Raw genomic sequence first — 26,404 nt, forward strand, 5'->3', positions numbered from 1 at the left:
TATTGAATTATTGATTTTTTAAGCCTACGAATTTTAGAACATATGTGCTAATTTTTACCCTGCAAAGGGTTTAAATTCCTCAATTGGGTCTTATTGGCCTGACTAGACAAGCAAAAAAAAAGCAGTGACTTTTTTTAGTATTGCTTTTTTTAAGTATTGGTAATGATTATTGATTATATGAAAGTCTGGCTAAAGGAGTTCCTGTACTGATTTCTTGCTCAAACTCAATGTTGGAAGTTTCACCATACGCTTGATTGGAATCCAATTTTTTTAGCTTTAAAGATGTTCCATTATAAGTTGCCGAAACCGTATAGGTGCCCAAAGGAATGTCATTAACAACAGAATAACTTGTGACCACTGGGCTACTCACTAGGGTGTTTCCCGTAGAGCCGTCTATCAGTGACCCCACTGGAGTTAAGGTCACGATGATATCATTCTCGTCTATGTAGTAGCCTGGTTCATTATAAAGTTCCAAAGTCGCACCATAGAATCCATCTATTGCTATTGGTTTGGCACCCGATAATTTCCATTGAAAGTTCCGTACCGCTCCTTCGTTACCAAAAGCATCATTTTGGTCACAATGAAGCTCAAGTTTGTATTGTTTTCCGTTAAATTGTTTATTGAGATAGGCAGAAGCATGGTAGGTGCCTACGGTTGCTAATTGTATTTTGTAACGACCATTAGTGTCGGTAACACCATTTGCAGTGGAATGGTAACCTACAAGTGTGTTTTCAATTGCTACCTCAACCCCAGCGATTGGTTGACCATTGGTATCTGTAATTAATCCTGTTGCATAGCCATTAGTGGAATTGTTTTCAACGGAACTACTTTCGCAAGAAAAATTAAAGATAGAAAACATAAAAATTGCCGTATAAAGTAAGGTATTTGTTCTCATTTGGAGGTTTTTAATTGTATTTGATTTCATGTGTTATTGATTAAGATGATATATGTTACTTATTTTTAATTGAAAGAATACATGTTAAATTTGATTTTAAACTCGCTTTTTTGACAATAACCCTTTTAGTTGATGGGTAGTTTTTGTTACCATCAACTTTTGGAAATGGCAAGATTAGCAATTGATGCGTGTCCAATAACGATTCTATCCCCTTCTTGTCAAACTATTTAATTATTTTGATTCACGGGACAAATATCTCAACCTTTAGAACTCTAAACTTGTATAAAAGCGACCTGGTGTATGTCTAAAAGAGAGCGTTATCCCCGCTAAACAGAAGTTTAAGTTCATCCAATTATTTTATGATTCAAGATGGGAGAATTGTAGTGCCTGGCTGTACAAAAGAGCCTCCATGTGTAATGAACAATTCGTTCGTGTTTTTAGAAAGTAGTTTTGTGGGTTCTGTACCCGTAATGCTCTTAAAATCCCTACAGAAGTGAGATTGGTCATAATACCCAGCGTCATAGGATAGTGTGGTAAGCGAGATGTCTGGATTTGTTTGTAGCGAGGTGAACGCAGAATTAAGCCTAATAAGTTTACCCATCTTTTTTGGTGATACTCCTATCTTCACCAGAAAAAGACGTTCCAATTGCCTGGTACTAATTCCGAGTTTTTGTTCAAGTCCTTTAATGGAGAGGGTACCGTTGTTGGCTTTCAACTGTTGAATGGTGTAGTCGACGTAATCGATTAGGTCTGGCTGGGGCAGCAGACGTTTTTCTAAAAAACTGTTTAGTTTGATGATTCGATCTGTATCGGACGGGGATTCCTCCAATTGCTCCAAGAATTCGTTTACGGGACTTCCCCAAACGGCCAAAAGATCCAGACTAGGCCAGTTACGTAATTCTGCCATATTTATGGGGACAAATGCCTGTGCACCACAAGATTTAAACTGTATATTAATAAGACGGGAGTGGCCTGTAAATTTCATCCATACAGGCTTTGTGAGAGGACCCACCAAAATAGCCCTATTTTCACGTTGCATGGGTTCCAATGCGCCTTGAAAACTATACTCATAGGTATCCCCATAATGGAAAAACATCGCAACTTTTCCGTAAGGAATGAGTCGCCATATATTAGATATCTCTGTTACGTTACGCCAATCAATATCGAAGAGCATATAATTTTCGATATACGCGCTCAAGGCAGGACTAGGCTTAAAAGTTTCAGCTTTCATAGGATTTACAAAAAAGCGTGATAAAATTACACAAATTTATCATACTGCTCTGAAAATCAATTGTAAAAATGCGACATCGCTTTGTTTTCAATTCAAAAGCTAGCCTTTTACACGCCACCAAATAGGCCAATCCAGAGCCTCTTACTCTTGAACCTTCGTTTTATCAATCGAGTATAAACTTCCAAGTTTCGTCTTTTTGACGTTTCCAAATGGTACTAAATACACCAAAGTCTTTTACCTGCTTCCCTGTTGAATCTTTATAAACTGTGCTATATGTACCATACGTAAAACCCAAATCACCTGATTTAGACACTTTCACAAACTCGGCTTTCCACCTCAAATTTTTAGACGGTTCTTCTTTATATAGACTATCTATTCCTTTATGTCCCTTTACCAATTTGTTGGATCTTATGAGTGTAGCGTCATTATCCGCAAACGCAAGAAAAGCGTTATGTATCCCTTTTGATTGCACCATTTTTTCGAAATTTTCTTCGGTCTTAAGAATTTGTTGTTTCCATTTTTCCCTGTTATCTGTTTCTTGTGCGTTATTGCAAGAATTTAGTAATACAAGGAGAACCAGCAACGCAATCAGCTTTTTTTTCATATAGCATTGATTTTAAAATTCGATTTATTTTTTAGTTTAGAGTCCTATAATCAAAACCAACTCCTTTCATTCCGTTTTTGAAAACGTATGACCTACACCTTAAAATTTAAAGTTCGAATCTTTAATCCCAGCCTTGCGCTAAAATTACTGTCCAAGTAAGGGTTTCCAAACTGCCACCCTTTGGTTTTGTATTGCAAATCGCTATAGATGCTGATATTCTTGGACAATTGAAAACTAGGTTGTACCAGAGCAGAAAAACCACCTGAAGAGTTGGTTGCAAAAAAATATTGATTTTTCGGTTGGAGCCACAATGCGAGTTTAAAATCGAGATTAAGCCGGTCATTATTTTTTGGTTGGAAGTCGTAAAAGGCGAGGTCAATTGAAGGCAATGTCAAATTTTTACTTCTATTGGCCCCAAGACTTAATAGCAGTTTCCTTTGGTTGATTTTCAAGTACAGATCGGCCCCTGAATAGTATCCAAATGAGGTGGGTATACTTTTTAGTGCAAAGTTGAATGTGAAATTATCATTTAATTGCAACTGATTTATTCCGACGATAAAGGGACTTATAAAATTAAGATACTGCATTGTTCCGGCTTCTCTCAAAAAATCCTTCATCTCCTCCGTCAGATCACTTCCTTTGATTGGACGCCTTATACCGATTCCTCCAGGCCATTCCCCCCTGTCTTCGTAGGGTTCATATGGCCTGTGCAAATCATACACCCATGCAGAAAAATCATAGCCTGTAAAATCCCGGGCCAGAATGTCATTTTGGTCGTGGGCAAGGATGCTGTCCGTAATCCTATTGAACCGTGGTTTTAGGGGTAAGTTTACATAATTGACGGCATGTAAGGTCCCCAATATCATTAGACCTACCGATGGATATCCTGCGGCATCAAAAAAGTTGTCTTCCTTGATTCTTTGAAAATAGGCATATTCACCTTCTACGCCAGCTGCTGATAATCTTACGAGATCGGCAGGATGGTCCTTTTTCAGATTGATCAAATCCTCATCTTTGACCCTCGTCACCGCAATATCAAAACCCTTGCCAAATTCCCAGACCTCATCATAACTATAGATGCCTCTGACTGCCATGACACTTCTATGGAATTCCTCATGCTGGTACGCATATCCATAAGGCAATTTTGTAAGTAGGTAATCGGTCGCCAAAGACGATATATTTGCAAATATCCTATTCTTGACATACCGTTTTGTGGTCGTGGGCTTCAATAGTTTGTTCCATAGGATGTTATGTCCGTAATAAAATGTACCATGGAGATTTCTGGCCATCTCGGTATTTTGATTCATGCTCAAGTTTCGGTATCCTTTCCTGAAATCGAGGAATTCGAGATTCCCATTGTCCATTGAGTTTCCATCAACTCGTCTGTTTGCTTCAGCCTGCCCTGCATCTATCATAAAAGGATAGTCAATAATTGGGAGGATCCATTCGAATGAAGGGTCTAACGTATCTTTTACAATTGTCTGGCTTTTCGAAAGGAGTGGGACCATGCCAAACAAAAATGGTATCAATAATCTACAATGTACTTTTATCATTTTTATTATTAGTTTTAACTGCTTTTGAGAGTGTTAATTAAGAACCCCTAAAGCCATTTAAAGTTATAACACAAATGTCATAACTCATTGTGAAACAAAATTGTACAAATACGACTTGATTATTTTGATGATTTTATCTATAAAACAACTTTGAAGAACATATGCTATTTTTTTTCATTGAAAATCATCGAACCCAAAAAATAATTCTATATAATTTATTTTTTATAAATATCCGTTCATCACATCAAAGTTTAGTTCATTGTAAATAATCCAGCAGGCACGGAAGGACTTGCATTGAAACCAGAAATCACTCCGTAATTTGCGGTTAAACTAAATTCAGACCCCACACTCATTTCGCCTACGCCTATACTCGCTGCTCCTTCAATCGTTTGTTTCATTCCCCAATCACTAATTTCTCCTTTGCTATTTACGGTAATGTAAAAAACAGCAGACATTTCTCCGCTCACAGCAACCAAACCATTTCCTTTGACTACCGGGGGTGTGCCAACACCAATTTCAATCGTGGATTCTTTACTAACAAAGTTCTCAGTATATTTAGCTTTTATACCTATTAGGTTAAGACCTAAAGCGGCATTCTTACAATTCATCTTTAATTCTCCCAACCCAATACTTACACTTATATCGATAGGGCAAATACGCTCAAATGGATTGTTAATTTTAACTTTATTAATAGCTATAGTATCCTGACTACAGGAATCTTCTGCCGTTGCAAACTTATATATCGATTTTAAATGCCCGACATAAATGAGTGCAGCTTGATAATAGGCAGCATTTGCTAAATGTTCATTTAAGCCAGCCAAATAATGCCATTTGCTCTGAAAGTGAAACTGCTCTCTTGCAAAATGTAATATGGCCTTATTGTGGGCCTCTGTCGCAGAAGCGCATTTATACAGGTATTCATCCTTTCTTTTGTTCTCTTGTTTACAAAATGCCAACTTCAAATTTTTTATCTTTTCAGACACATTTCCGCCACCTTCTCCCATCTGGTCGTACAAATCTTTAAGTTGTTTTTCATACGTTTTAGAAAGTAAGGCCAAATCTGCTTCTAAGGCCTGTCTTTGTTCATTGAGGTACATTTCATAATCACCCTTCACTTTGACTAGATAGGTCATGTTATCAGGAGCTGTATATTCTGCCATCAGCATTTTCATCGCTCTAGCTGTTATTGGATGTATTGCGTTAATGCTCTTAATTTTTGTTATTTCAGATTCATCAGCTCCCTTATCACGTTCGGATGCATACAAGTCTGTAAGTTCACTTTCCAACTCGTTCAGTCCTTCCAAATAGCTTTTTTGTTCGGAAACCACCTCCATATATTCATCTGTGGTTCTTTGAATTTTGGGTAATTTAAATTTGTATAAATCAAAATAATCGGGAGTCCCTTTTGTGGTTGCCGTAAAGTCGGGCTTCATTTTTACGCCCAGTTGTTCCGCTAAAAGTTCTGCTGCTTCAGAACTTTCATATTTTAAGGATTCGGTTACCAGCTCAATGGCTTTGGCGGTTTTACCTTGTTGCTTGGCAATTAGTGCTGCGGTGGTGTTTGCACGAGCAAAACGAGCATCTTGTTTTAAACATTTATTTAAATACACCTGGGCACTGTCTATGGCACCAAGTTTAATGAATGCCTGTCCGAGATTGTTCAGGACAATGGTGTTTTTAGGTTGCTTTTTTAATAAAAATTTCAGAATTGGAATTGCTAATACACTTTCATTACTTACCGTTAACAATCCTGCCAAGTTACCCACATTCACCGTATCGATTACATTCCTCTTGGCTGCGTAAGCCGCCAGATAAACACCTTCTTTTTCTGCCCCTTTATAAAAAACAAGGACTCCGGTATTTCCCATCTTTAGCGAATCATTTTCACATTTTTCAATGACTTCTTCTACGGACTTTAATTGTTCAGATTTCATTACCTTCTGAAGCTTTTGAATAATGGCGCCAATATGTTCGTCGAGTTCTGTCGTTGTAAATATATGCTTGGGAAGTTTTGACATTGCAACTGCATTGAGAGGTGGGATTTTTAATGTTGATGAGGCTTTCGGCATGGCCTGTGCACCTGCATTCGACTGCATCATCTGCTTCATAAATTCGTCATTCGATTTATCACCTTGTCCCATTTTTTGCTTTGCTTCGGCGATTTTCTTGTTGAGCTCCTCCTGGCTTATGCCTTGTGCCATGGCATCGACATTAAAAGATAGCACTAGAAATAGCGTCAAAAAATTTAATGATTTAAAGAGTGATGCATAAGAAAAAACAGTCGTCATTGTTGTCTGTAGTATTTTAATGTTAGTCTGGTCTTAAGTTTATCGGTTTGGAACTATCCTCAACTCTTGATGAATTTGAGTGTTGTTGTATTATTCTTAATACCTATGATTTTAATCAGATAGGCTCCAGATGACAACTGTGAAACATCGATTGTCTTTCCTGGATTTTTTAAATTGACCATACATTGTCCGGATTGATTATAAATTGTAAGCTCATTAAAGACGTATTCTGATTTTAGCGTGAGCGTGTTTTTTACTGGATTGGGCTCAATTGACACACCATTTGAATTTTGAACTCCATTTAGTGTCAGATTCTCTGTGAGGTCTACCATTGCAACGAAATGTTGCATCTTTTCCCAAAACATAGAGGGATTGGTATTTGGTACAAATCCACTGATGACAATTTTGTCATTCATTACCTCAATGTCCGTGCATATCTCATCCCCATTTTTATTGGGAATGTTTAATTCTGCTGTGTTTTCCAACTCAAAATGTGGTGAATACAGGTTGAGGTTCAAATTCTCCATTTCCAACGGATTTTTAAAACTTCTATATACCAATATAACGGAGCCATCCCCTTTAAGCTTAAGTTTTGATTTTCTAAAAATAGGACTGGAGGAATTTTTGTTGTCAGGTGCTGGAATCACCACCTGATTCAAAACATTACATGAGGCGTCTAATTTTGAAAACACAATTTCAGAAACAATTGCATAACTTAAATAAGTTATATATAAGCTTTGTGTGGTGTTGTCAAACTGAAGCTCCTCTAATCTTACAGCGCCGTCCTTTTCGATATTCAATGTCTTACTCATCATAATATCACCAGAATCAGAATTAATTTTCTGTAAATAAATACCATCTTTTTGCTGACTGTTTTCATCCCACTTCCTTACATGGCGAGCTAGGAAAATTTGACCTAACTCATTAATGGATTTTCTATAGCCCAAGTCCATCTCATTTCCAATCCCATAGTTTTTCTCCCAAACCAAAAGGCCTGATAAAGGATTTATGCATTTTAGGGTGTGGAATTTTTCGTATTCGTAATCCACAACAATGTTACCGTTTGGCAATACATCCACTTTGTCTTGTGACACTGAAAATGCTCCAGAAAACTTCAAAGTCAATTCATTGTTATTTGATACTGACAGCAATGAATAGGTCTCATTGGAATAATCACTAGCCGTAAAATATAGCTGATTGTTGATTTTGAATAGCGTCAGCACTCTGCTCAACGCAGTGTTCCCCGGTAAATCTAAATGATGCTCGTCTATGACTTCAAGATTTTTGTTCAGATATAATAATCTGTACACAGGTGCCGGTCCTTGGGGGGCATTATCAAAAATTATAGCGTAGCTTTCTTCAAGCGATATCATAGTGGTGAATTGACCAGAAGCATAGTTGGTATTCAAACTTTGAATGACTTCACCATTCCCATTTAATTTGTAGAAATTTAGATGATCTTTTTCAACCACAGGGATCAAAATATTCTCATCATCAACTATGACATTTGTTGGCATACTACTTCCCAAGTCCATCGTAGAATGTGTATCAAACAACTTTGACCAATGTGACGATTGGGAACGCGCCATGTTGATTACAAAAATCAAACATATGACATTTAGTATTTTTCTTGATTTCATTTTTTTTAAACTATTTTTATGGTCGTGATATCAGCCGCCTATTATCTTCTTGCAATTTTTTACTATTTATAAATTCATTCTACTGTATAATCATTTCTATATTTTTTTTATCTTAATGAAATAGACAAATACCAGAGATGCATATATGCCCTCACTAGCTCAAATAATAAATATGAATATTATTAATTGAAGGGTTAGCTATTGGGGGATTTATTTTACAAAACACTCTCCATGCGTTACAAATAGCTCCTGTGAGCTTCTTGAAAAAAGCTTCGTAGGACTTATTCCTGCAATATTTTTAAAATCCCTAGAGAAGTGTGATTGGTCGTAATAACCCGCTTCATAGGATAACTTGGTAAGAGAGATTTCTGGCTCCGCTCGTAAGGAAGAAAAAGCAGCGTTAAGTCTAATAAGCTTACTCATTTCTTTAGGAGATAATCCAATCTTTGACCGAAATAACCGTTCTAGTTGTCTTGTGCTAATTCCAAGTTTCTGCTCTAGTCCTTTTATAGAAAGGTTTCCGTTGTGGGACTTCATATGCTGAATAGTATAGTCAACATAATCAATCAGATTTGTCTGTGGCAATAGGCGCTTCTCTAAAAAACCATTTAGCTTGCTGATACGTTCTTCATCAGAAAGAGATTCCTCCAATTGCTCGATGAGTTCAGCGGTATCCCATCCCCATAATGCCTCAAGGTCCAGGCTTGCTACATTACGGAACTCTTCCATATTTACAGGAAGAAATTGTTGTGCTCCAGAAGATTTAAATTGTATTTTAATGAGACGTGTATGCCCTGTAAACCTTAACCATATAGGCTGTATAAGTTGCCCCACCAAAAAGGCTCGACGCGTATATTGCATCGATTCGGTTACTCCCTTTAAACTATACTCATGTGGGTCGCCATAAAGAAACAGCATAGATACTTTTCCGTACGGAATAAGCCTCCACACATTTTCAACATCAGTAGTATGATGCCAATCAATATCAACAAGCATATAGCTATCGATATACTTGCTCAAAGAAGCACTTGGTTTAAAAATTTCAGCTTTCATAGAAATTACGACATGGGCAATAAAAATTCACAAAAATCATTTGTTAAAATGTGACTAGATTTTATTGAACCTCAAGATTTATCCTCGAGTCCATTAAATACTGCTTGGTTATAAGCGTCTAACTTACCCTTGTTTTCAATATTCCAAATCAAACTTTGAACTTTAGCTGTTATGACAGCATTTTGTTCTAAATTTCCAGTAGTCAATTTTTTCGTATCTAATTTTTGGAGAAGGTCTAACATAGGTTGGTAAGTAGTCACAATTTCTGCTTTGTATTTAAAATCTGTACCTACACCAGGAATACTCCTGGTGTCATTCAAACAATATGCCTTTATAGGAGAAAACAAATATTGACCCTCCGGTACTTCGATGGTAAGTTTTTCTATAAGAATTCCATTTTGAACCTCCTTATTATCTGATACAACTATCAACCCTGGTGGAAGTTCTACACTTATTTTGCTGTTAGTGTTATTTTTAAATGCAAAACACAAAGGCACTAACGTTTCTTTTCCTGGCTCACCTTCCATAGCGTGGCCACCACAATCAGTCTCATCAAATCTATTATAGGTATATATTGGACTATCTAATGTAATTCCCGGAGGTAATAGAAGAGGTGTGCCTTCAGGATCTTCATCAGAATTTCCGAAGCCTTTTGCGGAAACAAAATCAGGCAATCCGCCGTCATCATCTGAAGATGTACCATCCTTTTGACAGCTATATACTAACGTCAATTAACTTAATGCGAATTTGGTGAACAAAAGCATAGATTGCTTTTTAAGAGCTTTTTTTTTATTTTTCATATACATATAAAATTATGGGTGTAAAATTGTTATATATCGAAGACTATAACTTGTATAAAAGCGACATCGCCAGTTAAAAGAATTTATGGCTCCTATTTGAATAGGGATTTTCAAAGATTAAGATGCTTACTATCATTTGATGAAGCATAATTATTATATAAAAATTGCGAAAGGGTCTATGGTTTTGTTTGCTTATCGTTTAAATTTCTTCAAATTTTATGAATAGGACTCTTGTAAATCTTGATTGAAATCAAGATTTACATTCACCTTAAAGAAGTTGAATTTCTAACTATTTGTGAATGTAGAAGCTGTTGAAGATTAGCGTTATTGGATGACGTAAAAAGGGGGCCTTAATACCCAAAAAACAAGTCATTACCAAGAACATAATAACCTAACCCGTCAAAGTAGGCCAATGTTAAAAACATGATGTCTATAAGACCATGAACTATCATGGTGACCCAAAGATTGAAATTTGTTTTGATATAGATGATGGCAAAAATTAAACCGAATATGAAGGTCATTATCAAACCGCTTAAGCCCTGGTATATATGCGGAAGACTGAAAAGCAGAGCGGACATCAACACGATGACGACTGTTTTATATTTAAAATCAGGCAGACCTATTTCCAATTGTCTGAAAACAAAGCCACGGAACAAAATTTCTTCTCCTATAGAGGCGCTTATGATGACATAGAAGAGATACTTCGTGTATTTTGAGGCGTTGTGCGCAATTGATTGAAAAGCGGAATAATCTGTTATCTCTCCAGTTAGTTTATTGACGAGCGGTTGTATTATAAAGTCCATGATGGGCGCTATGCTGACAAAGATCAATAGGCTCATCCCAATTGTTTTTAAAATACCTCTATTTGTTTTAAGTCCAATATTATGGAATGCCTTATCGTTCCAATAGGTTACTAGAAGTACGCAAATAATGATAAATATGAATGTGTATGGGAAGGTCGTCCAAGGGTTAAAAACGAGTCCGTAAATTAAAACGAGTTGAACAAATGCCAGTAATTTTGATTGTTCCGATTTTTTTAGAAATACCTTCATTAGCGTTCCTGGCTTTTAATTTTGAAATTTAGACAAATTAAAGATTTTTTGGTCAAAAATAAAAGTGGTTACAAACCACCCAATTATGCTCCAACCCTGTTTTTTTCACTTTTAGCGCCATCAGATTCATATTGGTTTTTTAGCGTCATGGATGTTCCAAAACTATATGAAAAGGTGAGCGCTACAAATCGGGAATCCAGTTTGTTTCTCCATTTGGCATCCGTATTCTTGAGATTTTTAATAATGCCGTTATTGAGATCGGAGTAAAATATATCATTGAGCGCCAATTTAATGCTGGCTTTGTCTTTAAGCAACTTCTTTTGAACCCCGAGATTGATTTTTGACTTTGACAAAAGGACAAATTGCGCGTTCGTAATATCCGTGTGGTAGGTCCCACTAATTTCTGCTGACCATCCTTTTTCAAATTTTAGACTGTTGTTTAGTGATACATACCAGAAAGTACCAGACGAGGTAAAGTCTTCGGTGAACAATTGCCCTTTAAATTTGGCATGGGTAATTTCGTTATAGGCGCTGGCGGACCACCATTTAAAAAATTGGAGTTGCGCATTCATGTTTATAGTGAAAAATTCACTTGTCCCGATATTGGCTGGTTGACTAAAATAAATGCCCTCTTCTATTTTTATGGTTTCTGCAATATCATTTTTAGAAAAGGTATAATTTAATGTAGTAGAAAAAATGTCTTTATAACGATAGGACAACTCATAAGTATCGGTAAATATGGGTTCCAAAAATGGATTGCCTAAATAAAAGGTAAATTTATCCAAGGGTCTAATAAACGGATTTAACATTTGAAAAAAGGGGCGATTTATTCTTTTCCCATAATTCATAACCAATGAATTGTGATTGATAGAATCCAGATCATATTTTATATAGACTGTAGGAAACAGATTAGTGTAATTATTCTTAAATTTTGAAGCGGGCTTCTGTATGTTACCGAGTTGATGTCCTTTGGATTCCGTGTTTTCTAGGCGCAGACCTGTTTGAAATGTAAAGCGATTATAATTGGTATTAAAATTAACATAGGCCGCATTAATAATCTCATCGTATTTAAAATGGTTGCTAGAGTTGTAGTTAGGGATATCTTCTTCGTCAATTATATCCCGATACTCCGCCTTATTGTCGGTTTTTGTATAACTTATTTTGTAACCTGTCTCAAAAGCGGAACCATCTTTAATTGGCAAGATATAGTCGGTTTTTAAAGCATAAATGTCAATATTTGAAGGCAAATATCCTTTGAGTTTATCTTGACTGGACAATGAGTGGTCCGTTTGGTACACATAGTTATTGAAGGCTTGCTTGGTGGTAGTCTCATATTTTAAATAGTCAAGATCCACATTTATTTTTTGGCCTAGACTGTCCAATTCATGACGCACATTGACATTGATTGCCCCGTTTTTGAATTTCTCTTGCAGCGTGTTATTGGCAACAATGGTAGAGTCTAACACCGAGGAGGGGTTTGTGATTTCACTGTTAACATCAAACCTACTATCGATCGTTCTCAAAACACCATTTAGGCCAAGGCCAATCGTTGTTTTATCTGAGGCGTAGTAATCCATTCCTATTTTGGCGTTGGATGATTCTCTTTCGGTATCAATGAAACTGTTTTGATAAAACAAACTTTTGGTAGTGCCGTCATCATTCTTGAACTTTCTGAAAATGAATAGATCATTAAAGGGGTTTTGTTTTCGATAACCTATGTTACCAAAAAGTCGCACCTTATTATTCATATAATTGAAATTGAAGTCTTGACTATTGCCAGTTCTTTTCCCTTGAGAAATTCTGGAAGTCAGACTGGCGTTGAATCCTTTTGCATTGGATCGTTTCGATATTATATTGATAATTCCTGCGCCACCTGTTGCATCGTACTTGGCCGGAGGATTGGTCATTAACTCAATTTTATCCAAGGTTCCTGCTGGTAAGGACCTTAAATAGGTTTCTAATTCAGCTCCCGATAAATACGTGGGTTTGTCATCTATAAAAACCTGAACGCCCGATTTCCCCTTAAAGGTAATCGTCCCGTTTTGGTCCACTGTTATTCCTGGAGATTTCTCCAAAACATCCATGGCATTGCCTCCAGCGGCCGTAATAAATGCCTCTACATTGACCACTGTTCGGTCAATTTTATTCTCTACGAATAGTTTTTTCTTTGTAATAACCACTTCGTCAAGGTTATTGACATCCATGGCCATCAAAATAATGGGAGGGAGGATCCTATTGCTATTTTGAATGGAAAGACTAATACTTTCACTTTGATAAAATTTGAACTCCACATCTTCAATTAATACTTTATAATCGTTCTCTTTTAAATTCGTGAATTGATAGATGCCCTCTGTATCGGTCATTTCAATTTTTACAATGGCATCTTCATTAGCTTGAATTAAGACAATCTGAATTCCCATTAAAGGTTTTTGGTCTCTGTCAAGTACTTGTCCACCGATGCTAAAACCGGTCTGCCCATTAATAAATGCTGTAAAAAAGAGGCATATAATTAGATATTTGAATTGATTTTTCATAATCATGAATGTTTGAAAAATATGATAAAAGTGATATAATGGAAAGGTTTTGAATTAAGACTGCCTATTCTATGCTGTTAGTGCTATAAGATAAAAATGAGCTTAAAATAAAACTTGATATATTTAATCCAACTATTTTTAATTTAAAAGACATGCCTTTCATACCGTTACTTCATTCTCCAACATAGTATCCCTACTTTCAAATCTGGTTGGGTTAGTTGTCAACAGATCATTCATCCATAGATCGATAGATTTTAGTAAATCTTCAGACGAGGGATTACAAAATGCTTTTTGTAAACAATCTTTTGCGGTTATTTCCCCTTCTTTTATAAGCTCCAACGTAGTCTCCATCCCTTTTCCTTTTTTGGATACATGCGTTATGATATTTAAGTCCATCATTTGACTAGCGTTCCACTTCTTATTTGAATTGATAATTTCTTTGGCTTTTGCAAATCCCACTTTAGGTGTTAAAAAATTATAGGCGCCCAATACAGGGACAATTCCTATATCAGATTCTGGAAAACCAAACTTAATATGTTCTTCTGCAATCACATATTGAGTTGCCAAGGCATATTCAAAAGTTCCACCGAAGGCATTCCCATTAAGCACACTAATGACAATGGCGTTGGTGTTGAAACTAATGCTCAAATGATACGCTATTTTAGCACATTTATAAGCGTAATCCATCAGGAGCATTTTATCATTGTCGTTAATGCATTTCAATAGAAACTTCACATCACTCCCTGCATCATTATTCAGCTTATATCGTGATTTTAAGATGATATATCTAATTTTTTCTTCCTGAATCCATTCTTGAAGCAATTGAAGCGAATTATAAAACTCACAAACTGTTTCATAGGAATAACATGAATTTTGATTTGAGCCAATGCGCAAATAAAGAAGGTGTTGTTTCTCATCGATATGGATTTTTATTTCAGTTCCAATTTTCCTGGAAACTCTTTTCTTTTTGCAAAGTGACATGTATTATTACTTTTTAATGATTTCGATTAATAAGCTAGATCTACATGTGGTGCTTATAGTTTAACAAATTCCACCCTTCTATTTTCTGCCTTTCCAGTACTTGTTTTATTGTCTCCGACTGGTTGAGAAGCTCCCTTTCCATCTGTTTCAATAGAGGCCGCATCGATTTTAAAATCTGCAACAAGAGCATTTTTGACAGCTTCCGATCTGCGTTTTGATAGTGCAAGATTCGATTCTGCATTGCCGTCATTATCTGTATGCCCTATGATTTTTACTTTGATGGCATTGTCTTTAATGGCGGCCGCAATTTCTTTAAGAATTCCATAAGAAATGGGCTTAATTTTATCTGACCCGGAGTCAAACTGAATCCCTGTGGTAACAAAATGCCCTTCGTCCATTAACTTGGATCGTGTGTCTGCTTTACCTTCCGACAACTTAATATTACCAATGTAATATGCAGGCATCCCCTCCCGTGTCATGGCTTCAAATTGAATTTGATTGAAATCATGGCTTAATGGCACTGCAATAGGCACATCCAAGACTTTTTGTGCATCATACCACATACGCAATCTTTCGCCCTGTATCGTCATCGCAACATGTATTACACCTCCATTATAATAGTCTCCAAAACCTTCAAATCGAAATCTGTCGGTTTTCAATTTGGACAGTTTTTTCTCTGTTGCTTCCAATCTTATATCCGCATACTTATGTTCGAAATTTGTCTTAAAAGACAGCATATTATTCAATTTATGACCATCATAACTTAATTTTAATGCCTTATCTCCACCATCGTAAATTTGAAATTGCCAAGGTTTAAAAGGAGCAATGGCATTACGTTTAGGATCTACTGGCATATTTACGAGCAAATCGTACTCCAACGTGAAATTAGCTGGAAATTTCATGGTAGGGGTTAGGGTTCTGCCCGCAACTAATTTTAACCATCTGCCCGCCAAACCTTCTACGGTGACCACCTCTGCGCTACCATTTGTAAACCATTTCAGTGGAAACTCGCCAATGACATCTTGCTCGAAATTTTCGGCATAGATGATGTGTTCACCAGGCACAAAATCAAATTTTGAATAGGTGGTAATGCCTGTTTTAGTATTTGTTGGCCCATCTTGTTCTTCTCCATCGGAATCCTTTTTAGATTCACTTTTCTTGTCATTTTTGTCTTTTTTTTCGCCATCAACAGCATCTTCCACTTTTTCCGCACTTTTTTTGACAATCAAGTCACTGCCTTTATCTGCTGCCTTCTCTTTAAGTTTCTTTAAAAATCCTTGCGACGAGGCAGTCGTTCCTAGGCATAATGCGAATACTATCACAAATAATAGTCTTTTACTCATTTTATTTATTAATTAATTGAACTTCTATTTATTATTCTTTTATAAATTTCAAGGAATTGCCGTCATCAAATTTTAACACATACATCCCTTTGGCTAAGCCCTGCGTGTTTATTTCTCCTTCATTTTTAATAACGCCTTTTTCTATTTCTGAACCTATGGCACTATAAATTTTAAAATTTTTATCTTCAGTTAATCCTGAAATCGTTATAAAATCTGTTGAAGGGTTTGGATATACTCTAATGGAATTGTTGGTGACAGCATCATTTAAGGACAGGGTAGATAAATCAATTTTAGAAACTTTACTATCGGTATATTCAGTAATATAAAGATCATTCCCATTAATCAATAATGCCACAGGTCCACTTAATCCAGTTATGACATCTGTTACCATAGGTGTTGGTTCAGCGATATCTATTTTAGAAACTTTGTTGCCACTAAATTCAGCAATATACAGGTCGTTTCCATTGATTACTATTGCTAATGGCCCATCTAGTGCAGTCACAACATCTGTAGCTGTTGGTATAGTTGCTGTGATATCTATTTTAATAATTTTATCAGCGAGCGTTTCCACAATGTACAGGTCATTTCCATGCACCGCCATTGAACGTGGACTGTTTAATTCTGTTATGACATCCGTAGTTTGGGCTGTAAGTTTAGGGGAGCTTAAAAATAAAATGGTTGTTAAAATGTAAAATAAGGGTTTCATCTTTAGATAATTTAATGTTTAATATTTAGTTTAAAGTTTTGTGACACTCATAGCAACAATGAACACTCTTTTTCATACTACTTGCATAAGTTGACGGGACGAAATTAAATTATCTTAAAAGGTTGAACTTGTAAAAATGCGACGTTAAGACGAATCTATTTGAGAATCAAATAAGAAAGGATGTCAAGAAAGGAAGCGGTTTTCAACTTAATGGCCACTTACTTAAATCTTATATAAATTTCCAAGAATTGCCTTAACAATTTTAACTATTCCTGCTTCCAAACTTGTTTTATATGGTTACATGAGTTTATACTGTTTAAAATTTTACGACAGTTTCTAAAGATAATAATGTCAACAAACACCTGATTTATTATTGAAAATTCAATTGTGTTTTTTGTTTCTATTCTTTTGATAATTATCTTAACTCATCGATAGCGGTTTGCAAGGTTTGGTCAATTCCGGCGTTGATATCACTAATATTGTTGATACTTAACACATCAGGAGCCAATCCAATACCCTCATACGACATCCCGTCATATAATTCTGTTTTTTGTGTGACGATGGTGTAAAACCAGCCGTTTGCCAACTCTCTTCCTATCATAGTGCCTTGGGCGCCATTTGATGTATCTCCCATCAGCGTGACGTTTGGCAGTGTTTTAAAAGCCATTACAGCACGTTCACCTGCGCTAATGGTGTAGTTATCCATCAGTACAATAATGGGTTTGTTTATATATTCCCCATTAGGGTGAATGGACCATTCATGCCAATCGGTATAGTCGTTGGCACCTTTTCCATTTTTGGTTTTACTGCGGAATACATAACGGGATTGATCCGTCAATCTGCCTATTTCAGAAAAACAGTAGGTAAAATCGCCTCCATCATTATGGCGCATATCAATGATATAACCATTCACGTTATTATATTGGTTCAGAAAATCATTTAGTTTAAAGAAATTTTCTTCCACATGGTCAAAATAAATGTAGGCCAAATTTTCGTTCTTTATATTACCATAGATGTAGCTGTTTTCATCTCCTTCCTTATATCCAGATTCAAGATAAATTCTCACCACAGGAAGACTGAACAACTCATCATCAATGAGCTCATTCCTTATTCTGTTTGAATAAAAAACATCTCGTCCAGGGGCTGTTAAGCTTACATGTCCGTCATCAAGTTTACCCAGCATTTGTGATAGTATGGAAAACAATTCGGAGTCGGTAGTATTTGAATTGACCATTGGCCGAAACGCATCATATTGGGCTTTCCAATCCACATTTCGCTCTTCGAAGGGCGCATATTCTTCATTGAAAGTCGTCCATAGGTTTTCAAAAATGGCTTCTGGATTATTTGCGGGTTCCTCTGTATAGGTATCACATCCCATAAACGTGAGAGTGATAAAAAGCATTGTTATGATGTGTTGTATTGATTTCATATTAAAAGTTGAAGTTTGCATTTAGATTAATTGATTGGCGATTGGAAACTAGATTTCTTGGTTGGCTCGAATGGATGAATTCTAACATATATGCAACACCTAAAGACCATTTTTCATTTAGATTGTAGTTGTACCCTGCTTCAAAGTCAAATGTTTGTAATCTATTCCAAGTAACCAGTTGTCCGTCTTCTATAAAGGACATCAATGTTTTAAATTGAGAATGTGAGGTGGTGTTTTCGATGAATTGGTCATCGTTGACTAGGTAGGGGGAACGTGCCAACCACATTACTAGCGGCAGCTGCACGTTGGCAGTAAATTGACCTTTCTTTCCTATGTTGTGCTGATACCTTCCAAAAACACCTAAACCAAGTGTGGAATAATAGCCAAAACTACTGGTTCTACCATAGACATAGTCCAAGGCTTGCACGTCCATTACAAACAGCCCGCCTGCAGTGAACGTAGAATTTCCTGACTCCTTAACGTTTTTCCCAATAAGATAATCGACATCAATAAAATTAAAGCTGTGCGCATGTGCGGTATGTGTTTCGCCATGAATGGTGAAATCATATGGATCCGATACCGAAGGATTAAAATTACCATATCGAAGGCTGATTTTTTGGAACAGATTTGCTTGCCTGATGTATGCCATTCCCACATTTAAAACGGTCATATCTGTATGAATAAGGGGAGAGAAAATCAAATCCTGACGGGATAGGGAACTCGCTCCGATTGTAATCGAAAGTGTGTTTTTTACTTTTTGCTCTTGTCCAAAAGAGACTGAGGTTAAAAGCAACATAACTATGTATAATATGATAGTTCTCATATGGTCTAATTGTATTTTTATTTTTCCCTAGTGAAGGAATGAAGTGTCTTTTTTAAGGATTACTTATTTGGTTTCTAAAAAATTGAGATGCAAAACTAACCCTATCATGAAGGTTGAACTTGTAAAAATGCGACACTGTAGGTTAAGGTCTTTTTTTGTAATGGCAAGAAGTGGATAAGATGAAGATTATTTGAGAATCAGATTTCTAACGACTACATTGATTTTGTTCATTTTTAGAATCGTTCACATTCCATAACTTAATGATATCTATCAAATGGGTGTAGATTACGATTGGAACTATGGTCGCAGGTAATAAAATAAATGGGAAATAATTAATTGCTCTATTTGGTTGTTCAAATCCAAACATCTGAATTGGCAGGTCACTTGATAAAATACCATTTACCATTATGAACAGTACCAAAAACAAGCTAATCACATTCCATATAATCAGCATTTTTCGGCTAATTAAGCTTTTAAGTGTTAAAACTCCTACAATTGGGGCTGATATTCCTGCTAAAATTTCAAAATTACGTCCTTCAAATGTCATTAATCCCGGAACCATTTTATGTACAAATAAATAGAATAACACGATTTCTACTGGAATTCTAACTACATGCAAAAAGGTGCTGATATTCATTTGTCGGCTTTCAATCATCAAAGTTCTCTGCTTTTTAAACATTCCAAAGATGATAAAACATACAACTGGAATTAAAACCCACAAAAATCGCGGAGGAACTATATCTGTCTTTTGGTAATAACCAGTCAATGCCAAAATCGATTGTCCTAAACCCCATAAGATTATCAGGAACGTCAATTTAACAGGTTTACCATTGGAAACATGGAACATGCCAATGGTAAACATTGCTGTCAATAGAAAAAGCCAATTTATCCAATTTGGTAAATTTTCAATCATATATACAATTTCAAATACATGTTTTCCATTGACAATTAACGTTCAGATTCTTCAATGAAGTCGTCAAATTCATGCTGCCTTTAGGTTTTTGCTGTCCAATACTTTATTTGCTTGTGCCATATGACGTTCATTATGATAAATAACAAATCTAAAGGTATCTCCCAGTTTTAATTTAATCAATTTCGAAATGCTTATGGCTGTTTTGGTTTTGTTCAAATCTATGTGTCTTGATGTGTCCAAGAGTTTCAACATCTCCTCTTGTTGCCTAATAAAACGTGCAATTGTAGTCCTGTCTAATTGACTTCCGATGGGATTTTTGTCTTTAAGCGTTTTCATTTTGTTCAGTTTGTCTTTTGGCAACATCATTTTTGCAAAATAGTTGCCTATAATACCCGATTTGAAATTTACGTTTGGTAGACTTTTTGAATTTTCGATTCTACTTTTAAGTTCAGGGATATAAAAATCTCCGTATAAATTTAAATGTTCAAAACATTCTAAAATACTCCAACTATCATATTTAATTTTGTGATTTAATTTTTCGTTTGAGAAATTGCTGAATTTTTCGGCTTCATTGATATTTAACCGTGTTCTTTCTACCAAGTCCTGTATCAATTGTTCAGATGTTGTTGTCATTATCTTTTTTTGCCAAAATTCGGAGTTACCCTTTTCAAAAACATTGATTTAGATTAAGACTTTTTGATTCTTGACAATGTTTCGGGAGTCATTCTCAAATATGAGGCAATGTACTTGTTCGGGATTTCTTGAAACAACTGCGGACTTCTTGCCAGCACTCTTTTATATCGTTCTTTAGGGGATGCCGTTAAAATATCGCGCTCTCGTTCCATCTGTTGCACTATCAAATTCATAAGGATTAGTTGCCAAATCTTGGTGTTCTCTTCAGAACTTTCTACAAAGCTCATAAAGGCTGGCTTTTTAATTACCTTTAATTCTGTTCTTTTTATGGCTTGGATATATACATCCGATGGTTTTTCGGTGATGAAGGAATCTAATGACGAAATAAAATTATCTATGTAACCAAACCGGATAATGTTTTCTTCAAATTCGTCCAAGACGTATATTTTCAAACTTCCACTGACAATAAAGTATAGATTAGTGTCCACACTGCCGGAAACCTTTAAGTACCCCTTTCTGTTTAATTTCAGTGTTTTATCCCACAAATTCTGCTGGTCAATTTTCTCTATGAAGTTTAAAATTGGATTCATTATTGAATGGGTTGTGTTCGTCTTAATATTATATTCACTTGATTTTTAGGATAATTCCGACGATAAATTACTAGTCTAAAAATAATGAAACTCTTATTGGTAAAGCTAAAAATAATTATTTTTCATATTCATAGTGCTATAAGCCTTTTATTGCACCTTCATAAATTCGGTGTAATAATGAGAGGGAGAACCTTCACCGTTACACGTACTTTCCGGGTCGGCATCATATCCAATACGAAGTTTATTGTTTACCAATTTAGAAAGCGATGGATTGTTTGTATGTTCGTTAATAATGATGGTCAAATTATTACCATTTAATTTCCAAGTTCCCATAGCACTGTCATATTGCACGCAATTGCCTTCCGTTTGGTCATGGGCTGTTGTGCTTAAGGTTCCGTTTGCAGACAATGTAATTCTTCCGGTTTGTTCACAAATAGAATATTCATAGACGTGTTGTGTTCCGGTAGAACACACATGAATTTCTTTAATGGGTTTCCATGCTCCAATAATAGAATTTGTTTCAGAAACGGAATTATCCTTTGGGGAACAAGAAATTAAAAGGAATAGGCTGATTAAAGAGAGGTTGAGTGTAAGGTTTTTTATTAGCATGGTATGAATTTTAAAAGGATATTGCTTTTATATCGTTGTAAAAGATGTTTCTATTCGGTAAGAGTACCTTTCATATAAGTAGCAATCAATGTTTCGCTCGAATGATTACTTTTAGAAAGAGATTCAATGATTTTTTTTCGTTCGTTTTCCGTTTTGTTCTGACTCAATTTTTCTTTAGCTTGCAATTCACTCATATTAATTTCAAATGCCACAATTCCATGCATCATTTTTGTTCTAAAATCTTGTGGTAATTTATTCCATTGTTGCTTGTATTCTATTTCATAAGTGTCAATTGTTCTTTCCAATAATTCAGAAACATTCTCCATTTCGGTAATTAATTGCCCCTGTCCATACGCATGAACTGACATATAATTCCAAGTCGGGACATTCAAATCCTTTTCATAATGTTTTGGCGAAATATAGGCATGGGGTTCGCTAAAAATGACTAAAACAGGCGTGTTTTCAATATCTTTCCACTGTTCATTTGCTTTTGCAAAATGGGATTGTAAACTTTTTCCTTTGTCGGTTTGAGTCACTAAAAAGGGGAGATGAGAAGCAATTGGCACCTTATTTTTCACAGTAATGATTGTACCAAAGCTAAAGCGCTGAATGAATTCAACGATTTGCTTTTTATCAGATTGACGGTTGTTTTTCGGAATATACATCACGGTTCAGATTTATATTAAAGGATGTATTTTATTCAATTTCAATAGTAAATGAAGCTGTTAGACCTACACTAAAATTTCTGGGTAGCTTTTCAACACCAAGAATCGCTCGGGAATGTTTTCCTTTTTCCTCCAGCACTTTTATGAATACATCCGATACTCCATTAACTACAATTGGCGAATCGTCCCAATTTTTCCCTGACTGAAAATAGGCATCGATATGGTTTAATCCAATGATGTAATCAAATCCGATTTTATGTTCAACTTGCGCCAATACATTCAGGGCACACATCTCCATGGCCTTATACCCGTCTTGGGTTGAAATTTCGCAACCCAATCGGCCTTGATACAGATATGTTTCATTTAAAATTGGAAATTGAATTGCAACGTATGCTATATTCTGTCGTACGTTGATAGAAACATAATTTCCTCCAGGTGTTGTAATTCCTGGTAGTTCAAGTTTTAGTTTTTCAAGATTTTCTTTTGGGTTGCTCATATGTTTTCAAATATAATTGATGACCTGTTTTTGAATACATAACAAAAATATTTGTGTCTTTTACGGTGCTATCATCTTTCATTTCTGTTTAATGTTTAATTTAAAACTAAGGCTATCATTACTGCATGTGAGAGGTTTATTTGATTAAGCATTATTTATTGTCATTTTAAATTTTATAAACCTTCAGAAAAACAATATGGATTTAGTTTATTTCCAAAACAGAATTGGTATGTCCATTCGCTTTAGTGGTGCGTGGATTATCGGGATCGATAATCCATTGACCGTCTACAATAAACTTATAGTGTACAATTCCTGTAGCAACTTCAGCTTCTACGCGCCATACATCTTCATGCTTGGTCAATGACAAGGGAGTGCCCCAAAAATTAAAAGATCCTGAAACCGACACTTCTTTGGCATCTTTGAACCCCTTTAATATAAAATTTGTTTTTCGGAATTGTGGAGCGGCCAATTCTATATTTTTTATTTGTGTGGCTAAAATTTCCTTTTCCATACTATTGTATGTGGTCTTAAAAATTGTATCTAATGCAGACCGGTGTGCGATGTGCAAAGCCATATTGGAATTAACCTGGATATCGGGCACAACCCCAATCCCATCCCAATTTGTTTTACTAATGGGATTTATAGATTGCATATAGGGAACGGCCACACTATAATTTGAATTTGCCAACACTTTTTCGGTCGGATTGGCTCCCCCTTTGGTAATTTCTCCAATCACTATACCCCTATTCTGTTGTTGTAGGTCATAGGAGAGCTCTTCACCGCCTGAAAAAGTCCGACCACTGGTCAAAATATAAATGGGCTTATCCACGTATTTTTGATAGGGTAACCAGGAGTAGGTCCAAAATTGTTTAGTCGAATTGGACTTGCGGACGTAAAAGTCAAAGAGGTGGACAGATTCTTTAAAAAAATAGCTGCACAGAAAAGGAATAGCATTCTCATCCAAACTACCCCTACAGTTTCTTAGATCGAGGATAAGAGCCTTGGTATCTACAACTTTTGCCATAGCAGCTACCAAGGTGTCTGCACATCTATCCAACGGACCAAAAAGAGGCATTTCTATATATCCAATATTACCTTCTATAATAGCTGTCTTTGTAACGCCAAAGCTGTTTTCCTTTAGTATGTTTTCCAACCACTGTTCTTGTTCTTGAGCTTCTTTCGAGGGATTACTTTCGGTGGAGGTCTCGTTCCCATTATATGAAACACTCAAGTGAAGGTCTTTGGAAATACCCCTCAAATCTTTTGTTAGCTGGGCCGCAAAATAAGAACCATTTGTTATTGTATCATAGTTGCCCGCAATTAAATTTTCCAATACTATGCTCTCCATGGATAAAGCTTTTTCAGGAAACACATACCTCTCCGATAAAACCTTTCCTATATCCAACAATATTTGCTTTTTATGGTCATTGGTTAGTTGCGCTATCGAAAACGTCGAAAAAGAGAGAAACAACCCTATTAAAATTACCAGCGGAAAATCACCTTTCATCATTTAATAAATTAAAAGTTTAGAATTCATGTTTAAAAAGTAGTATCTAAAGTAACATTAACATGCTAATACTTAATACTCAATAATTTTGGTTTACATCTCTAATGAATGAATTGGCCATTCCATATTTTACAATCCTACATTACTTGGCAATCCTATTCTAGTTTTTCGGTTTCTACAAATGCCACTATGCTATGGGGCCCAAAACTGGAAAATATTCCTTCGTAATCTGTATTACATTATTAATAATATTTGCACTTACAAACCATAATTTGAAAGATTTTGTATCTAAAAAAAGTGCATTCATATACTCAGATATATAGCACATGGATATTAAAGAAGCACTTTGTTTCTGCTCTTTTATTTTATCGCAATGTAAACATCTACTGTTGAAACGTCTTTTTTATAAATTTCAAAATCGGCCGTGTATTTTCGATTTAGTTCCTTATCTTTTTTCCATACCTCTTGCCAAATTCCCACCACGGCATGTTGCAATTCCCCTTTGGCAACAAATTTTTGATAATTTCCATTTTTAAATTTACGCCCTACGAAACCATTTGGAACTGGGACAAGAGAATTTACCTGCATTCCGATTATACATGCATATGCTTCAGTGTAATCCGATTCATAGTCCGTATAAACCGAATAAATGGTGTCACTTTTTTTGTTAGGAATTTTATCCTGGACATTTTCACTGTAGAAACGATTCCAAAGCTTGGGTATATCGTGGGTAGATTGCCCATCTGATTTGTTGTTCTAGTAGCTATTCCGATTATTTCAAAACTTTCAAGAGGTATCATTTATATTTTTTTATAGTTTTAACTTAATGTTCTCCCTATTTATGTAAAGCTATGCTAGGGTCATCGTTTACAATTAGGAGTGGATTATTTATATACAGGATAGAATATTTTGGGAAATAAATTCACCAGCTAAATGAATTTTATATGGTATTGAAATGAGTTTTTTCTTTATTCAGATACACATTCGACTTAAATTTCTCCATATATAAATCAGGTTGTGTTAGCTTGGTAAAGCCGTATTTTTCATAAAGTCATTCTGCTGTGCTCGTTAATAAAATCCAACGTCTTAAACCTTGCAATTCGTTATGACCCATCATTGTTTCCATGAGCCATTTACTCAACCCCAATCCTCTGTATTCTTTTAAAATAAATACATCCCCTAAATACGCGATAGTAGAAAAGTCTGAAATTACTCTTGCGTATCCAATTAATTTTGAGTGAAGATAGATTCCAAAATTCAAGGAATTATTCACCGATTTTTTTACTTTATCAATTGAAATTCCGTAGCTCCATCCAGATTCCTTATTCAAAAAAGCGTGAATTACTGATATGTCCAGTTTTTTACTGTCAGTTGAAATCAGATATTCATTTTTATAAAGTTCTATAATTTTCAATTTAAAAGGTTTTTAAATTAATGTCAATTTAAATTAATTTGTTGATACATTCATTGTCAATAGAGATGTTTAAAATGGAACATCTCCGAAATCTTCTTTTGAGAATTAGCTAAGTAAATTATTTTCACTGCTTTAAAATTGTAAAAATGCGACACCATTAAGTTGTTTGTTGAACTCACATTCTGTTTTTAAAGTACTATTTGATTTGTTAAAAGAATGAGAGCATTAAGGGACTTTATTAATCCCATTTGTTCTGTATGGAGAGACAAAATTTACCTCCACCTGTGGAGAATAATGCCATCGCTATTAAAAAATAGATTGCCAGAAGTTCCAAGGCCCAACCCCCAAATGGATTCAATTTAAACAGACTTCCCAGTTGTGTAAGACCAATTGCAGTCAAACAATTTACTGCAAAAATCAACGAAGCCAAACGTGTCCTAAATCCTATAAGTATTAAAATTGGAGCTATAACCTCTCCAATGTAAACACCATAGCCTAAAAATTGAGGCAAACCAATATTCTCCAATAATCCTGTGATAAAAGCAATACCATTCTGTAATTTGCTAATACCATAAACGAGCATTGGAAACCCAATTCCCAACCGTATTAATAGCGAGCCTAAATCTAAATTCTTTGTCATAATTT

General features: G+C 35.5%; 24 protein-coding genes and 1 pseudogene. All 25 read right to left on the bottom strand.

The annotated features are described in order from the left end of the window. Positions 1 to 166: 166 nt before the first annotated feature. Positions 167 to 925 (bottom strand): carboxypeptidase-like regulatory domain-containing protein, encoded by a 759-nt coding sequence (locus A9996_RS11495; RefSeq protein ID WP_066434922.1) that lies wholly within the window; start codon positions 923 to 925, stop codon positions 167 to 169. A 334-nt stretch (positions 926 to 1,259) separates the two neighbouring features. Further along, positions 1,260 to 2,126: an AraC family transcriptional regulator gene (locus A9996_RS11500; protein ID WP_066434925.1), complete on the bottom strand. Its 867-nt coding sequence runs from the start codon at positions 2,124 to 2,126 to the stop codon at positions 1,260 to 1,262. A gap of 163 nt (positions 2,127 to 2,289) precedes the next feature. Beyond that, entirely contained in the window at positions 2,290 to 2,730 is a 441-nt protein-coding gene (locus A9996_RS11505; RefSeq protein ID WP_066434929.1) for a YybH family protein, read from the bottom strand. A 92-nt stretch (positions 2,731 to 2,822) separates the two neighbouring features. Further along, positions 2,823 to 4,283 carry a hypothetical protein gene (locus tag A9996_RS11510; protein ID WP_146608966.1) on the bottom strand — a complete coding sequence of 487 codons (1,461 nt, stop codon included), beginning with the start codon at positions 4,281 to 4,283 and terminating at the stop codon, positions 2,823 to 2,825. Between the two features lie 251 nt (positions 4,284 to 4,534). Continuing rightward, a complete protein-coding gene (locus A9996_RS11515; RefSeq protein WP_146608967.1) occupies positions 4,535 to 6,523 on the bottom strand; it encodes a tetratricopeptide repeat protein in 1,989 nt (662 codons plus the stop codon). Positions 6,524 to 6,630: 107 nt separating this feature from the next. Then, positions 6,631 to 8,211, bottom strand: a complete 1,581-nt coding sequence (locus A9996_RS11520) for a T9SS type A sorting domain-containing protein (protein ID WP_083993932.1) — start codon at positions 8,209 to 8,211, stop codon at positions 6,631 to 6,633. A 210-nt stretch (positions 8,212 to 8,421) separates the two neighbouring features. Continuing rightward, entirely contained in the window at positions 8,422 to 9,264 is an 843-nt protein-coding gene (locus tag A9996_RS11525) for an AraC family transcriptional regulator (RefSeq protein ID WP_066434942.1), read from the bottom strand. A gap of 71 nt (positions 9,265 to 9,335) precedes the next feature. After that, a complete protein-coding gene (locus A9996_RS11530; protein ID WP_066434944.1) occupies positions 9,336 to 9,995 on the bottom strand; it encodes a hypothetical protein in 660 nt (219 codons plus the stop codon). Between the two features lie 419 nt (positions 9,996 to 10,414). Beyond that, positions 10,415 to 11,116 carry a CPBP family intramembrane glutamic endopeptidase gene (locus A9996_RS11535; protein WP_066434945.1) on the bottom strand — a complete coding sequence of 234 codons (702 nt, stop codon included), beginning with the start codon at positions 11,114 to 11,116 and terminating at the stop codon, positions 10,415 to 10,417. Between the two features lie 83 nt (positions 11,117 to 11,199). Continuing rightward, positions 11,200 to 13,650: a TonB-dependent receptor gene (locus tag A9996_RS11540; protein WP_066434948.1), complete on the bottom strand. Its 2,451-nt coding sequence runs from the start codon at positions 13,648 to 13,650 to the stop codon at positions 11,200 to 11,202. A gap of 159 nt (positions 13,651 to 13,809) precedes the next feature. Then, the gene (locus A9996_RS11545; RefSeq protein ID WP_066434952.1) at positions 13,810 to 14,631 is read right to left on the bottom strand and encodes an enoyl-CoA hydratase-related protein; all 822 of its coding nucleotides are present in this window, start codon (positions 14,629 to 14,631) and stop codon (positions 13,810 to 13,812) included. Positions 14,632 to 14,684: 53 nt separating this feature from the next. After that, the gene (locus tag A9996_RS11550; RefSeq protein WP_066434954.1) at positions 14,685 to 15,974 is read right to left on the bottom strand and encodes an OmpA family protein; all 1,290 of its coding nucleotides are present in this window, start codon (positions 15,972 to 15,974) and stop codon (positions 14,685 to 14,687) included. A 31-nt stretch (positions 15,975 to 16,005) separates the two neighbouring features. Continuing rightward, the gene (locus A9996_RS11555; protein ID WP_066434958.1) at positions 16,006 to 16,680 is read right to left on the bottom strand and encodes a T9SS type A sorting domain-containing protein; all 675 of its coding nucleotides are present in this window, start codon (positions 16,678 to 16,680) and stop codon (positions 16,006 to 16,008) included. Between the two features lie 415 nt (positions 16,681 to 17,095). After that, complete coding sequence (locus A9996_RS11560; RefSeq protein WP_169817254.1) at positions 17,096 to 18,109, bottom strand: S41 family peptidase; 1,014 nt, start codon at positions 18,107 to 18,109, stop codon at positions 17,096 to 17,098. Between the two features lies 1 nt (position 18,110). After that, positions 18,111 to 18,932, bottom strand: coding sequence for a hypothetical protein (locus A9996_RS11565; RefSeq protein ID WP_146608968.1), 822 nt, complete (start codon positions 18,930 to 18,932; stop codon positions 18,111 to 18,113). Between the two features lie 205 nt (positions 18,933 to 19,137). Further along, positions 19,138 to 19,845, bottom strand: coding sequence for a hypothetical protein (locus A9996_RS11570; protein ID WP_066434964.1), 708 nt, complete (start codon positions 19,843 to 19,845; stop codon positions 19,138 to 19,140). A gap of 69 nt (positions 19,846 to 19,914) precedes the next feature. Then, positions 19,915 to 20,478, bottom strand: coding sequence for a DinB family protein (locus A9996_RS11575; RefSeq protein WP_066434967.1), 564 nt, complete (start codon positions 20,476 to 20,478; stop codon positions 19,915 to 19,917). A gap of 53 nt (positions 20,479 to 20,531) precedes the next feature. Next, positions 20,532 to 21,068 (bottom strand): Crp/Fnr family transcriptional regulator, encoded by a 537-nt coding sequence (locus A9996_RS11580; RefSeq protein WP_066434969.1) that lies wholly within the window; start codon positions 21,066 to 21,068, stop codon positions 20,532 to 20,534. A 147-nt stretch (positions 21,069 to 21,215) separates the two neighbouring features. Next, positions 21,216 to 21,677, bottom strand: coding sequence for a lipocalin-like domain-containing protein (locus A9996_RS11585; protein ID WP_066434970.1), 462 nt, complete (start codon positions 21,675 to 21,677; stop codon positions 21,216 to 21,218). Between the two features lie 50 nt (positions 21,678 to 21,727). Continuing rightward, on the bottom strand, positions 21,728 to 22,342 hold the full coding sequence (locus tag A9996_RS11590; RefSeq protein ID WP_066434972.1) for an FMN-binding negative transcriptional regulator: 615 nt from the start codon (positions 22,340 to 22,342) through the stop codon (positions 21,728 to 21,730). 31 nt (positions 22,343 to 22,373) lie between these two features. Beyond that, positions 22,374 to 22,838: a RidA family protein gene (locus A9996_RS11595; protein ID WP_066434973.1), complete on the bottom strand. Its 465-nt coding sequence runs from the start codon at positions 22,836 to 22,838 to the stop codon at positions 22,374 to 22,376. A gap of 202 nt (positions 22,839 to 23,040) precedes the next feature. Further along, entirely contained in the window at positions 23,041 to 24,348 is a 1,308-nt protein-coding gene (locus A9996_RS11600) for a S41 family peptidase (protein ID WP_083993935.1), read from the bottom strand. A 357-nt stretch (positions 24,349 to 24,705) separates the two neighbouring features. Next, a pseudogene (locus tag A9996_RS11605) lies at positions 24,706 to 25,145 on the bottom strand (GyrI-like domain-containing protein). Positions 25,146 to 25,396: 251 nt separating this feature from the next. Then, the gene (locus A9996_RS11610; protein WP_245905339.1) at positions 25,397 to 25,759 is read right to left on the bottom strand and encodes a GNAT family N-acetyltransferase; all 363 of its coding nucleotides are present in this window, start codon (positions 25,757 to 25,759) and stop codon (positions 25,397 to 25,399) included. Positions 25,760 to 25,997: 238 nt separating this feature from the next. Beyond that, complete coding sequence (locus A9996_RS11615; protein ID WP_066434978.1) at positions 25,998 to 26,399, bottom strand: DoxX family protein; 402 nt, start codon at positions 26,397 to 26,399, stop codon at positions 25,998 to 26,000. Between the last annotated feature and the right edge of the window lie 5 nt (positions 26,400 to 26,404).

This window comes from Gelidibacter algens (genome assembly GCF_001678675.1).
Taxonomy (GTDB): Bacteria; Bacteroidota; Bacteroidia; order Flavobacteriales; family Flavobacteriaceae; genus Gelidibacter; species Gelidibacter algens.

Bases quoted from the DNA above. Each gene is read 5' to 3' on its own strand.
- A9996_RS11495 (WP_066434922.1), bottom strand. From the start codon at position 925: ATGAAATCAAATACAATTAAAAACCTCCAAATGAGAACAAATACCTTA.
- A9996_RS11500 (WP_066434925.1), bottom strand. From the start codon at position 2,126: ATGAAAGCTGAAACTTTTAAGCCTAGTCCTGCCTTGAGCGCGTATATC.
- A9996_RS11505 (WP_066434929.1), bottom strand. From the start codon at position 2,730: ATGAAAAAAAAGCTGATTGCGTTGCTGGTTCTCCTTGTATTACTAAAT.
- A9996_RS11510 (WP_146608966.1), bottom strand. From the start codon at position 4,283: ATGATAAAAGTACATTGTAGATTATTGATACCATTTTTGTTTGGCATG.
- A9996_RS11520 (WP_083993932.1), bottom strand. From the start codon at position 8,211: ATGAAATCAAGAAAAATACTAAATGTCATATGTTTGATTTTTGTAATC.
- A9996_RS11525 (WP_066434942.1), bottom strand. From the start codon at position 9,264: ATGAAAGCTGAAATTTTTAAACCAAGTGCTTCTTTGAGCAAGTATATC.
- A9996_RS11535 (WP_066434945.1), bottom strand. From the start codon at position 11,116: ATGAAGGTATTTCTAAAAAAATCGGAACAATCAAAATTACTGGCATTT.
- A9996_RS11540 (WP_066434948.1), bottom strand. From the start codon at position 13,650: ATGAAAAATCAATTCAAATATCTAATTATATGCCTCTTTTTTACAGCA.
- A9996_RS11545 (WP_066434952.1), bottom strand. From the start codon at position 14,631: ATGTCACTTTGCAAAAAGAAAAGAGTTTCCAGGAAAATTGGAACTGAA.
- A9996_RS11550 (WP_066434954.1), bottom strand. From the start codon at position 15,974: ATGAGTAAAAGACTATTATTTGTGATAGTATTCGCATTATGCCTAGGA.
- A9996_RS11555 (WP_066434958.1), bottom strand. From the start codon at position 16,680: ATGAAACCCTTATTTTACATTTTAACAACCATTTTATTTTTAAGCTCC.
- A9996_RS11560 (WP_169817254.1), bottom strand. From the start codon at position 18,109: ATGAAATCAATACAACACATCATAACAATGCTTTTTATCACTCTCACG.
- A9996_RS11565 (WP_146608968.1), bottom strand. From the start codon at position 18,932: ATGAGAACTATCATATTATACATAGTTATGTTGCTTTTAACCTCAGTC.
- A9996_RS11570 (WP_066434964.1), bottom strand. From the start codon at position 19,845: ATGATTGAAAATTTACCAAATTGGATAAATTGGCTTTTTCTATTGACA.
- A9996_RS11575 (WP_066434967.1), bottom strand. From the start codon at position 20,478: ATGACAACAACATCTGAACAATTGATACAGGACTTGGTAGAAAGAACA.
- A9996_RS11580 (WP_066434969.1), bottom strand. From the start codon at position 21,068: ATGAATCCAATTTTAAACTTCATAGAGAAAATTGACCAGCAGAATTTG.
- A9996_RS11585 (WP_066434970.1), bottom strand. From the start codon at position 21,677: ATGCTAATAAAAAACCTTACACTCAACCTCTCTTTAATCAGCCTATTC.
- A9996_RS11590 (WP_066434972.1), bottom strand. From the start codon at position 22,342: ATGTATATTCCGAAAAACAACCGTCAATCTGATAAAAAGCAAATCGTT.
- A9996_RS11595 (WP_066434973.1), bottom strand. From the start codon at position 22,838: ATGAGCAACCCAAAAGAAAATCTTGAAAAACTAAAACTTGAACTACCA.
- A9996_RS11600 (WP_083993935.1), bottom strand. From the start codon at position 24,348: ATGATGAAAGGTGATTTTCCGCTGGTAATTTTAATAGGGTTGTTTCTC.
- A9996_RS11615 (WP_066434978.1), bottom strand. From the start codon at position 26,399: ATGACAAAGAATTTAGATTTAGGCTCGCTATTAATACGGTTGGGAATT.